This window comes from Sulfitobacter sp. G5_S2_6_S6 (assembly GCF_054968505.1).
The window spans coordinates 784,768-796,029 of sequence record NZ_JBQKUI010000001.1; the positions used below are offsets into that span (position 1 = coordinate 784,768).

Annotated in this window: 12 protein-coding genes and 1 riboswitch; of the genes, 9 read left to right on the plus strand and 3 right to left on the minus strand. The window is 65.3% G+C overall.

Annotated features, from left to right (window positions below; translation table 11 throughout):
* Position 1: 1 nt before the first annotated feature.
* Positions 2-718, plus strand: a complete 717-nt coding sequence (locus tag ACTRWK_RS03905; protein ID WP_132998156.1) for a precorrin-2 C(20)-methyltransferase — start codon at positions 2-4, stop codon at positions 716-718.
* Positions 715-1,452, plus strand: a complete 738-nt coding sequence (gene cobJ, locus ACTRWK_RS03910) for a precorrin-3B C(17)-methyltransferase (RefSeq protein ID WP_288959664.1) — start codon at positions 715-717, stop codon at positions 1,450-1,452. The genes ACTRWK_RS03905 and cobJ overlap by 4 nt, the downstream gene beginning before the upstream one ends.
* Here cobJ and ACTRWK_RS03915 read toward each other — a convergent pair.
* Positions 1,428-2,177, minus strand: a complete 750-nt coding sequence (locus ACTRWK_RS03915) for a cobalt-precorrin-6A reductase (protein ID WP_289081613.1) — start codon at positions 2,175-2,177, stop codon at positions 1,428-1,430. The genes cobJ and ACTRWK_RS03915 overlap by 25 nt on opposite strands.
* Here ACTRWK_RS03915 and cbiE point away from each other — a divergent pair.
* From cbiE to cobF, 7 genes are all read left to right on the plus strand, one after another.
* Positions 2,176-3,372: a precorrin-6y C5,15-methyltransferase (decarboxylating) subunit CbiE gene (gene cbiE, locus ACTRWK_RS03920; RefSeq protein ID WP_289081612.1), complete on the plus strand. Its 1,197-nt coding sequence runs from the start codon at positions 2,176-2,178 to the stop codon at positions 3,370-3,372. The genes ACTRWK_RS03915 and cbiE overlap by 2 nt on opposite strands.
* Positions 3,369-3,728 (plus strand): cobalamin biosynthesis protein, encoded by a 360-nt coding sequence (locus tag ACTRWK_RS03925; protein ID WP_289081648.1) that lies wholly within the window; start codon positions 3,369-3,371, stop codon positions 3,726-3,728. The genes cbiE and ACTRWK_RS03925 overlap by 4 nt, the downstream gene beginning before the upstream one ends.
* Positions 3,725-4,510, plus strand: coding sequence for a precorrin-4 C(11)-methyltransferase (gene cobM / locus ACTRWK_RS03930; protein WP_037941160.1), 786 nt, complete (start codon positions 3,725-3,727; stop codon positions 4,508-4,510). The genes ACTRWK_RS03925 and cobM overlap by 4 nt, the downstream gene beginning before the upstream one ends.
* Positions 4,507-5,832 (plus strand): cobyrinate a,c-diamide synthase, encoded by a 1,326-nt coding sequence (locus ACTRWK_RS03935; RefSeq protein WP_009825405.1) that lies wholly within the window; start codon positions 4,507-4,509, stop codon positions 5,830-5,832. The genes cobM and ACTRWK_RS03935 overlap by 4 nt, the downstream gene beginning before the upstream one ends.
* Complete coding sequence (cobA, locus tag ACTRWK_RS03940) at positions 5,829-6,545, plus strand: uroporphyrinogen-III C-methyltransferase (protein ID WP_005850092.1); 717 nt, start codon at positions 5,829-5,831, stop codon at positions 6,543-6,545. Before ACTRWK_RS03935 ends, cobA begins: the two co-directional genes overlap by 4 nt.
* Positions 6,546-6,573: 28 nt before the next feature.
* Positions 6,574-6,787: riboswitch (cobalamin riboswitch) on the plus strand.
* A 72-nt stretch (positions 6,788-6,859) separates the two neighbouring features.
* Positions 6,860-7,543: an energy-coupling factor ABC transporter permease gene (locus ACTRWK_RS03945; protein WP_009825407.1), complete on the plus strand. Its 684-nt coding sequence runs from the start codon at positions 6,860-6,862 to the stop codon at positions 7,541-7,543.
* Positions 7,544-7,604: 61 nt separating this feature from the next.
* A complete protein-coding gene (gene cobF, locus ACTRWK_RS03950) occupies positions 7,605-8,357 on the plus strand; it encodes a precorrin-6A synthase (deacetylating) (protein ID WP_278425170.1) in 753 nt (250 codons plus the stop codon).
* 9 nt (positions 8,358-8,366) lie between these two features.
* Here the strand turns inward: cobF and cueR are convergent, their stop codons facing one another.
* Together cueR and ACTRWK_RS03960 are read right to left on the minus strand one after the other, a co-directional pair.
* Complete coding sequence (gene cueR, locus ACTRWK_RS03955) at positions 8,367-8,753, minus strand: Cu(I)-responsive transcriptional regulator (RefSeq protein WP_005850098.1); 387 nt, start codon at positions 8,751-8,753, stop codon at positions 8,367-8,369.
* 20 nt (positions 8,754-8,773) lie between these two features.
* The gene (locus tag ACTRWK_RS03960) at positions 8,774-11,230 is read right to left on the minus strand and encodes a heavy metal translocating P-type ATPase (RefSeq protein ID WP_289081611.1); all 2,457 of its coding nucleotides are present in this window, start codon (positions 11,228-11,230) and stop codon (positions 8,774-8,776) included.
* Between the last annotated feature and the right edge of the window lie 32 nt (positions 11,231-11,262).

Genomic DNA, 11,262 nt, shown 5'->3' on the forward strand with positions numbered 1-11,262 from the left:
GATGGGCAAGGTCATTTGCATCGGGCTTGGCCCCGGCGATCCCGAATTGATGAGCGTCAAGGCGCACCGCCTGCTGACCGGCGCGCAGCACGTCGCGTTTTTCCGCAAACCCGGACGGCGCGGGCAGGCCCGCACCATCGTGGACGGCATCATGGCCCAGACGGCGGTGGAACATGCGATGGAATACCCCGTCACGACCGAAATTCATTTCAGCGATCCCGAGTACAACCGTCTGCTGTCGGCCTTCTACGACGATTGGGCTGACCGTTTGACCGACCTTGCGCAGAGTGAAGATGTGATCGTGCTCTGTGAAGGGGACCCGTTCTTTTACGGGTCGTTCATGCATCTGCACAGCCGCCTTCAGGGCCGCGCCGAGGTCGAGATCGTGCCCGGCATCACCGGCATGTCGGGCTGCTGGACCGCGACAGGGCATCCGATCACCTGGGGCGATGATGTGCTGACCGTGCTCATGGCCACGCTGGACGAGGAAGAACTGGCCACGCGGGCCGCCAATACCGACGCGCTGGTGGTGATGAAGATCGGGCGCAACCTCGATAAGTTGAAGCGTGCGCTGACCAAGGCGGGCCGCTTGCAGGACGCATGGCTGGTCGAGAAAGGCACGATGGCGGGGCAGACGGTGCAAAAGCTGACGGAAGTCCCGGCCGACGTGCCCTATTTCTCGATCGCGATCGTGCATGGTCAGGGGCGGCGACCATGACCGGTTGGGTGCGCGTTGTCGGCCTTGGCCCCGGGGACGAGGCGCTGGTCACGCCAGAGGTGCGCGCCACCGTGGACGCGGCGACCGATATTGTCGGCTACATCCCCTATGTGCGCCGGATTGCCCCGCGCGACGGGCTGACCCTGCATGAAAGCGACAACCGGGTAGAGCTGGACCGCGCCGCACATGCGCTTGAAATGGCGGCGGCGGGGCGGCGTGTGGTGGTGGTGTCTTCGGGCGATCCGGGAGTGTTTGCCATGGCCTCTGCCCTGTTCGAGGCGTTGGAGAAAGGCCCTGAAGACTGGCTGGCAATCGATATTCGCGTCCTGCCCGGCATCACCGCGATGCTCGCGGCGGCGGCGCGGTTGGGGGCACCTTTGGGGCATGATTTCTGCGCGATCAACCTGTCGGACAATCTGAAACCCTGGTCGCTGATCGAAAAACGGCTGCGGCTGGCGGGGGAAGCAGGGTTCGCCATGGCGTTCTACAACCCGCGCTCGGCCTCGCGGCCGCATCAGTTCGCCACCGCGCTTGATATTCTGCGCGAGGCTTGCGGGCCGGAGACCTTGATCTCTTTCGCGCGCAACGTCAGCCACCCGGACGAGACATTGCGCACCGTCACGCTGGCCGAAGCGACGCCGGAGATGGCCGATATGCGCACGGTTGTGATCGTGGGCAACGCCGATACCCGCCGTGTCGGGACACATATCTACACGCCACGGTCCGTCGTATGATCAAGCCACGCCAAGATATCGTCGAGCCGCGCAAATGTGGTGCGAGGGGGCACCGCGGGGCGCTGGATCATCAGCACGCGCAGCCCCAGTTCGCGCGCGGCGATAAGCTTGGCCTCGGCCCCCGTGCCACCGGCGTTCTTGGCGATGATCAGCTTGGTCCCGTGGTCACGCAGCAGGGCGATGTCTCCGGCCACGTCGAAGGGTCCGCGGGCGAGAGTCACGGTCGTATGCGGCAAGGGCAGCGGCGCGGCGGGCTGGTCCACCAGCCGCAGCAGATAATGGTGTTGCGGATGATTGGCAAAGACGGACAGCGCCTGCTTGCCGATGGCCAGAAAGACCCGCGTCGGCACCTGCGGCAGGGATGCGGCGGCGGCTTCGATACTTGGCAGATGGGTCCAATTGTCGGCGGCAGTCTCGGCCCACGGGGCCCGTTCAAAAGCGGCCAGCGGGATGCCTGCCTGCGTGCTGGCGGCATGGGCGTTACGGCTCATCTGTGCGGCGAAGGGATGGGTCGCGTCGATCACGCGGGTGATGTTATTTTGCGCGATAAACGCCAGCAATCCGGCCACGCCGCCAAAGCCACCTACGCGGGTGGGCAGCGGCTGCGCCACGGGGGCGGCCGTGCGTCCGGCATAGCTGAACAGCGCATCATCGCCACGGTCGGCCAGCGCGCGCGCGAGGTTGGACGCCTCTGTCGTGCCGCCAAGAATGAGGGTGCGCGTCATGGCTGATCCTGTTGCTGCCTGGGTGACCCTGATTGGTCTGGGCGAAGATGGCCTTGGCGGGCTGACCGATGCAAGCCGAAAGGCGCTGGCAGAGGCCGACGTGATCTTTGGCGGGGCGCGGCATCTGGCGCTTTGTGCCGCGGGCGCGCGGGGGCGCGAATGGCCGTTGCCGTTCAGTGTAGCGCCGGTGTTGGAACATCGCGGGCGTGCGGTGGTGGTGCTCGCCTCGGGTGATCCTTTCTGGCACGGCGTGGGCGGTTCGCTGGCGCAGGTGCTGGACCCGTCGGAATGGCGCTGCTTTCCCGCGCCGTCCTGCATGACGCTGGCGGCTGCGCGGCTTGGCTGGCGGTTGGAGGAGGTCACGACCCTTGGCCTGCATGCTGCCCCGTTCGAGGTATTGCTGCCCCATCTGGCGGCAGGTGCGCGGCTGATCTGCACGTTGCGCGATGGATCTGCCCCTGCGGCGCTGGCAGACTATCTGACTGCGCAGGGTTTCGGCGCGTCCCGCCTGACGGTGATGGAGGCGCTTGGCGGTCCGCGTGAAATCGCGCGCGATGCCGATGCCGCGACGTTTGACCTGAGCGACATTGCCGCCCCTGTAGTGGTGGCGATTGCGGTATCGGGGGGGGCTGGGATCAGCCACGCACCCGGACGGCCCGAGGCGCTATTTGCCCATGACAGCCAGATCACCAAATCACCCATGCGCGCGTTGACGCTGGCCGCGCTGGCCCCCCGCGCGGGGGAGCTACTGTGGGATGTGGGGGGCGGGTCGGGCTCTGTCTCTGTTGAATGGTGTCTGGCCGCGCCGCAAGCGCAGTCCATTGCAATCGAGCCGCGCGAAAGCCGCTGCGATAACATCACCGAGAACGCCCGCCGCTTTGGTCTGGCGGGTCGGATGCGCTGCGTGCAGGGCACGGCCCCCGATGCGCTGGCCGATCTGCCCCTGCCCGCTGCGGTCTTTCTGGGGGGTGGCGCGTCAGAGGATGTCTTGCAGGCGATCTGGGACAGGATCACGCCGGGCACGCGGCTGGTGGCGAATGCGGTGGCACTTGAAACCCAAGCCTTGCTGATCCGCTGGCAAGGGATCCACGGCGGGCAATTGCTGCGGATCGATCTGGCACAGGCGGCCCCCTTGGGGACCATGCAGGGCTGGCACCCCAGCCGCCCGCAACTGCAATGGAGCGTGACCCGATGATCGTCGCGGGCATAGGATTGCGCGCGGATGCGACCGAGGCGGATTTACACGCGGCCCTTGCGTTGACGCGGCGCAGGCCGGACACGCTCGCGACCCTCGCGATCAAGGTGACGCCGGCGCTGCGGCGTTTTGCCGATAGTCTGGGATTGCCGCTGATCGAACTGTCGGAAGCCGATATCGCAGACATCCCGACGCGTACCGTGTCACCGCGCGTGCAGGCGCGCTTCGGGACCGGATCACTTGCCGAGGCCGCCGCATTGCGCGTTGCCGGTCGCGGTGCCAAATTGACGACCTTGCGTGTGACCAGCCCCAATGGCATGGCCACCGCAGCTATCGCGGAAGGAATTGCCCCATGACTGTTCACTTTATCGGCGCGGGCCCCGGTGCCCCTGATCTGCTGACCCTGCGAGGGCGCGACCTGATCGCGGCCTGCCCTGTGTGTCTGTATGCCGGATCGTTGGTCCCGTCTGAGCTGCTGTCCTACTGCCCTGCGGATGCGAAGATCGTGAACACCGCGTCCCTGTCGCTGGACGAGATCATGGCAGAGATCAAGGCCGCCGATGATGCGGGGCAGGATGTGGCGCGGCTTCATTCGGGTGATCTGTCGGTCTGGTCCGCCATGGGCGAGCAGCTGCGCCGCTTGCGCGAGCTGGACATCGACTATGACATCACCCCCGGCGTGCCCGCCTTTGCCGCTGCCGCCGCCGCTTTGGGGAACGAGCTGACGCTGCCCGGTGTGGCGCAGTCGCTGGTGTTGACGCGGACCTCGGGGCGGGCCTCGGCCATGCCCGAGGGTGAAACGCTCGAGAATTTCGCCGCCACGGGTGCCACGCTGGCGATCCACCTGTCGGTACATGTGCTGGATGATGTGGTCGCGCGGCTCACCCCTCATTACGGAGAGGACTGCCCCGTCGCCATCGTCTGGCGCGCCAGCTGGCCCGATCAACGGGTGGTGCGGGCGACCTTGGGCAGCGTGATCGACGCCACCGACGGCGAACGCGGGCGCACGGCGCTGATCCTTGTCGGCCGCGCGCTGACGGCTGAGGAGTTCCGCGAAAGCTGTCTGTACGCGGGCGATTACGACCGCCGCTTCCGCCCTGTCGGCACAGAGCCACGCTTTCCCGAGGGCACAGAATGATCGAGACAACGCAACTGCCCAAGGGCCTGATGATCTCGGCCCCGGCGTCGGGCACGGGCAAGACCACCTTGATGCTGGGCCTGTTGAACGCGCTCAGCCGGCGCGGCGTCGACGTGCGCCCGTTCAAGAGCGGGCCGGATTACATCGACCCCGGCTTTCACCGCGCGGCCTGCGGGCGGTCGTCCTATAATATCGATAGCTGGGCCATGGGATCGGGTGTGTTGTGCAATCTGATCGGCACCGCCCATGGCGGCGATCTGGCCCTGATCGAAGGGTCAATGGGGCTGTTCGATGGTGTGGCGCAACCGGGGGAAACCTCGAACGGGGCGAGCGCCGATATCTCTGCCATGACGGGCTGGCCGGTGGTGTTGCTGCTGGATGTATCGGGTCAGGCGCAATCGGCTGCGGCCACCGCCCTTGGGTTCAAGACGATGCGCCCGGATGTGCATGTCGCGGGTGTGGTGCTGAACAAGGTCGCCAGCCCCCGTCACGAGGCCCTGCTGCGTCTGGGGATGGAGCAGGTCGGCATCCCCGTTCTGGGCGCGCTGCCCCGACAGGGATCGGTCACGCTGCCGGAACGCCACTTGGGTCTGGTGCAGGCCGAGGAGCAGCCCGAGCTGATGAAGCTGCTGGATGCGGCAGGTGATTTCATCGCGCAGCATATCGACCTTGATCTGATCGTCTCTGCCGCCCAAGGGCGCAGCATTCCCGACGGGCCAGATGTGCTGCCCCCGCCCCCCGGTCAACGGATCGCTTTGGCCAAGGATGCCGCGTTTTCGTTCATCTATCCGCATTTGCTGGACCACTGGATCGCCGCGGGTGCGCAGGTGTTGCCCTTCTCGCCGCTGGCGGATGAGGCACCGGACGACAGCGCCGACATCTGCTGGCTGCCCGGCGGCTATCCCGAGCTGCATGCCGGACGCCTTGCCGCTGCCGCGCAGTTCCGCGACAGCCTGCAACAATTCGCCACGACGCGCCCGGTGCATGGGGAATGCGGGGGCTATATGGCGATGGGGGCCGGATTGGTCGACAAGGAAGGCGTGCGGCATCAGATGGCGGGGCTGCTGGGGCTGGAAACCAGCTATGAGAAGCGCAAGATGCATCTGGGCTACCGGCTTGCCACGCTGAACGAACCCGGCCCCGGCTATGACGCGGGCGCGCGGTTGCGCGGGCATGAATTCCACTATTCTACCATCCTGTCGCAACCAGACACGCCGCTGGCGCGGGTGGTCGATGCCAATGGGGCCGAAGTGCCCGAGACAGGCTCGCGCCGCGGCCATGCGACGGGCACCTTCTTTCACCTGATCGCGGGGGCGTCATGAGCGGTTTTGTCTCTTTCGTCTCCTCCGGTCCGGGTGACCCTGAACTGCTGACCGTGAAGGCGGTAAAGCGGTTGCAAGAGGCCGAAGTCGTTCTGTTCGACGATCTGTCGGCGGGTCCGATCCTTGAACATGTCTCGCCCGAGGCGGATCTGATCGGGGTGGGCAAACGCGCCGGACGGCTGTCTCCGAAGCAGGATCACGTGAGCCGCCTGCTGGTCGAACACGCATTGACCGGCGCGCGGGTGGTGCGGCTCAAAAGCGGGGACGCGGGCGTGTTTGGCCGGCTTGAAGAAGAGCTGACCGCGCTGAAAGCGGCAGGCGTTGCCTTCGAGATCATCCCCGGTGTGACGGCGGCGTCTTCGGCGGCGGCGGCGGCGATGATCCCGCTGACCCGGCGGCTGACCGCACGGCGGGTGCAATTCATCACCGGCCACGGCGAATCGGGTGCCTTGCCCGAAGATCTGAACATGGCGGCGCTGGCCGACCCTACGGCGACCACGGTCGTCTACATGGGGCGGCGCACCTTTGCGGGTTTCGCCGCGCGGCTGATCGCGGCGGGCTTGCCCCCCTCGACCCCTGCCCTGCTGGCAGAGGCGGTATCGACCCCCGATCAAAAGCTGAGCCGCCACACGGTTGAAAGCCTTGCCCATCTGCCGCTAGATCCCGCAACGTCAGCGCCTGCGCTGATCCTTTACGGGCCGTTGACCGAATAGATGACTTGACAAAACCGGCCCGAAAATGACCACCTATTCCGGACGGTTCCCCGTGCGCCTTCGGGCAATCGGGGTGAAAAGGGAATACGGTGCGGTGCCAAAGCAAAGGTGCCAAATCCGGAACTGCCCCCGCACCTGTAAGTGAAGAGCAACCCGCATTGCCACTGGGCCAGACCGCCTGGGAAGGCGCGGCACGCATGGACGCACAAAGTCAGGAGACCTGCCGTCATGGGGATGATCCCCGATCCAACTGGCTGCCCCCCGGGGCGGCTTTCACATTATGCCGTCGGGGAAGACGGTAAGGAGACCTGAATATGCATATCGAACCCGAAGTCGTGACCGGCGCCAAGCTGGTCCTGTCCTATGGCACCGCCGCCGGTGCTGCGGCCTATACCGCGAAAACCGCAATGGACTCTGTCCGTGAGAAAGGCGTCGTGCCTTTTGCTGGCGGGGCCATGGTGGCCACCGCGCTGACCTTTGTCTTTTTTCAGGTCTTCCCGCATTTCCCCGTGGGCGTGAGCGAAGTGCACCTGATCCTCGGCTCGACCCTTTTCCTGCTGTTCGGCGTGGCCCCTGCGGCTGCCGGTCTGGCGCTTGGTCTGCTGGCGCAGGGCGTGTTCTTTGCCCCCATCGACCTGCCGCAATACACGATGAACGTCACCACGCTGCTAGTGCCCTTGTTCATGGTCTCGGCGCTGGCCAAACGCATCATCGCGCCCAACACCGCCTATGTTGATCTGACCTATGTTCAAGCGCTCAAGCTGTCGACCGCGTTTCAGGCGGGCGTTGTGGGCTGGGTGGCGTTCTGGGCCATCTACGGTCAGGGCTTTGCCGCCAGCAACATCGCCGCTGTGGCCAGCTTTGGCGGGGCCTATATGATGGTCATCCTGATCGAGCCGCTGGTGGATCTGGCCGTGCTCGCCGCCGCGAAAACCCTGCGCGATTTCGCAGGCAGCGCGCTGTTCACCAAACGTCTGACACAGACTGCCGCTGAATAATCCAAGACCCGACGCGGCCCCCTATTCTGCGGGCCGCGTCACCCCCTGCCGGAGCCTCAAGATGTTTACGCTTTCACTGATCGGCATCGGGTCCGGCAATCCCAAACACCTTACATTACAAGCCATCGATGCGCTGAATGCCTGCGATGTGATCCTGATCCCGTCCAAGGGCGCGGGCAAGGATGATCTGGCTGGCCTGCGGCACGAGATTTGCGCCCAGGTGCTGCGGTCGGACGGGCCTGAAATTCACGAATTCACCCTGCCCAAACGCGACGCCGCCAACCCTGATTATCACGCGGGCGTCCACGATTGGCATGATGCCATTGCACAGGTCTGGCTGGCCGAGATGCAGCGCACCCTGCCCCAAGGCGGCCGTGTCGGTTTCCTCGTCTGGGGGGATCCGTCGCTGTATGACAGCACCCTGCGCATTGCGGAGCGGTTGCAAAAGGCCGTCACACTCACCGTCGATGTCGTGCCGGGGATCACCTCGCTTCAGGTACTGACGGCGGGCCATGCGATCCCGCTGAACACCATCGGCAATCCCGTCACGATCACCACCGGTCGGCAGCTGCGCGATCATGGCTGGCCGCAGGGTGTGGATACGATTGCCGTCATGCTGGACGGCACCTGCGCCTTCGAGGTGTTGCGGCAGCACAGCGACATACACATCTGGTGGACCGCCTATGCCGGCATGCCGAACGAGCGTCGCATCGCGGGCCCGCTGGATCAGGTCTGCGACCGCATCATCGCAACACGGGCAGAGGCCCGCGCCGCCCATGGCTGGATCATGGATATCTACCTGCTGCGCCGGTAGACACGCGCGCTACAGCTTTTCGAGCCGTTGCAAGATCGGGCAATCGGGGCGGTCATCGCCAGCGCATTCATGCACCAGATGGGTCAAGGTCTGACGAATATCTTGCAGGTCCGCGATCTTGCTTTCGATCTGCGCCAAATGTTGCTGGGCGATGGCACGGACATCGGCGCTGGCGCGATCCTGATCATCCCAAAGCGCCAGCAGGTCGCGGCAATTCTCGATCGTGAAGCCCAAGGCCCGCGCACGGCCCAGAAACGTCAGCTTGTGCACGTCGCTGTCGCAAAAGCTGCGATACCCGTTGGTGTCACGCGCGGGCGTGATCAGACCGATGTCTTCGTAGTAGCGGATGGTCTTGGCAGGCAGACCTGCGCTTTTCGACACGTCACCGATGTTCATAGACGTCTCCTTTCGTTGAATTAGGCGGTTGCTGCGGCGGCGATCCACCGCAGGCGCAGGGCGTTGAACAGGACAAAGACGCTCGACAACGCCATGGCGGCGGCGGCAAGCACGGGCGACAGCAGCACGCCGAACAGCGGATAGAGCACACCGGCTGCAACGGGGATCAGCAGCGCGTTATAGCCAAAGGCCCAGAAGAGGTTCTGGCGGATATTGCGCATGGTGTGCTGGCTGATGTGCAGGGCGTTCACCACCCCTTGCAGATCGCCCGACATCAACACCACATCGGCCGCTTCGATGGCGACATCCGTTCCGGTACCGATGGCGATACCCACGTCCACCCCCGCCAGCGCGGGCGCATCATTGATCCCGTCCCCGACAAAGGCGACCTTGTGGCCCGCCTGTTGCAGGTCCTCCAGCGCGGCGACCTTGCCGTCGGGCAGCACTTCGGCGACCACGGTATCGATCCCCAAACGGTCGGCAATCGCCTGCGCCGTCGCCTTATTATCGCCGGTGATCATGGCGATTTTCAGCCCCGCTTTGTGCAGTGCCTCCAGCGCTTGGGGCGTCGTTTCCTTGATCGGGTCGGCGACGCCGATCATCGCGACAAGCGCCCCATCCACGGCGGCGAAAAGCGGTGTCTTGCCCTCTGCCCCCCATGCTGCCGACCGCCCCTCTGCCGCGGCGAGAGAGACCCCTTCGGCCTGCATGAAACGGTCCGCCCCGACAAGCACGCGACGCCCCTCGACCTCGGCGTGTACACCGTGACCGGTTTGCGAGGCAAAAGAGGTCACCGCTGCCAGCGACAGCCCCTGTGTTTCGGCATGGCGCAGGATGGCGCTGGCAATCGGGTGCTCTGACTGCGCCTCGACCGACGCGACGAGCCGCAACGCATCGGCCTGCGACCAGCCGTTGAAGACATCCAGATCCGTCACCTCAGGCCGACCGGCGGTCAGCGTGCCGGTTTTATCAAGCGCGATGGTATCGACCTCGGCCAAGACCTGAAGCGCGTCCCCCTTGCGGAACAGCACGCCCATCTCGGCCCCTCGCCCCGTGCCCACCATGATAGAGGTCGGCGTTGCCAGCCCCATCGCACAGGGGCAGGCGATGATCAGCACCGCGACGCTTGCCACCAGAGCGTGCCCCAAGGACGGCTGCGGCCCGAACGCCAGCCAGACAAGGAAAGTGGCCGCGGCAATCGCCATGACGACAGGCACGAACCACATGGTGATGCGGTTGACCATATCCTGCACCGGCAGCTTGGCACCTTGGGCGTCCTCGACCATGCGCACGATCTGCGACAGGGTCGTGTCCGCGCCCACATGGGTCGCGCGGTAGACCAGCGCGCCGGTGCCATTCACCGTCCCCCCGACCACACGCGTGTCAGGCAGTTTTTCGACGGGCACGGGTTCGCCGGTGATCATGCTTTCATCGACATAGGAACTGCCACGTGTCACGGTCCCGTCGACCGCGATCTTTTCACCGGGGCGCGCATGGATCAGATCGCCGACGGAGATCGCGTCGATCGCAACCTCTGACACGTTGCCGTCTCGCTCTACCCGCGCGGTTTTGGGGCGCAGCCCGACCAGCTTGCGGATCGCTTGTCCGGTTTGGCCCTTGGCCCGCGCCTCTAGCGTGCGCCCCAGCAGGATCAGCGTGACGATCATCGCGGCGGCTTCGAAATAGACCGCTTGCGCACCGGCGGGCAGCAACTGTGGCAAGAACAGCGCCACGGTGGAAAAGCCCCATGCCGCCGTGGCCCCCAGAAACACCAGAGAGTTCATGTCAGGCGTGCGTTTCAACAGCGCTGGCACGCCGGTGACAAAAAAGCGCCACCCGGGCCATGCCAGAACGATGGTTGTCAGCACGAACTGGATCGACCAGCTCAGCTGCTGCCCCAGCGTCGACATCACCCAATGGTGGAACGCGGGGATCATATGGCCGCCCATCTCGAGCACAAACACCGGCAGGGTCAGCGCCGCGGCCAGCAGCGTCATACGTTTAAGATGCGCGGCTTCTTCAACCTTGCGGTCCGGCGCGGGGGAAGATGCGGTGTCCGTCACAGGGGTGGCGGGGTAGCCCGCGGCTTGCGCAGCCTGCACAATGGCGGCATCCGGCTCTGCGGTAAGCGACTGCACCACGGCCTCTTCCCGGGCGAGGTTGACGCTGACATCGACCACACCCGGCACGGCCGCCAAGGCGCGTTCGACCCGCCCGACGCAGGACGCACAGGACATGTTTTCAATGGCATAGCGCCGCGTTTGTACGGTGGCGGGGTAGCCTGCGGTCGCAAGTGCGGCGACGGCGTCCTTGGGGTCGAAACCCGATGCCACCTGCAGCGACGCCGTTTCCGAGGCGAGGTTCACGCGGGCGTCCTGCACACCCTCCACGCGTCCAAGCGCGGTCTCGACCCGCCCCACGCAAGAGGCGCAATTCATACCGCCAATTCCAAAATTTATCGCAACTACATCGCCCATCAGCCGTCTCCTTGGGGTGTCTTGCCCCTCAG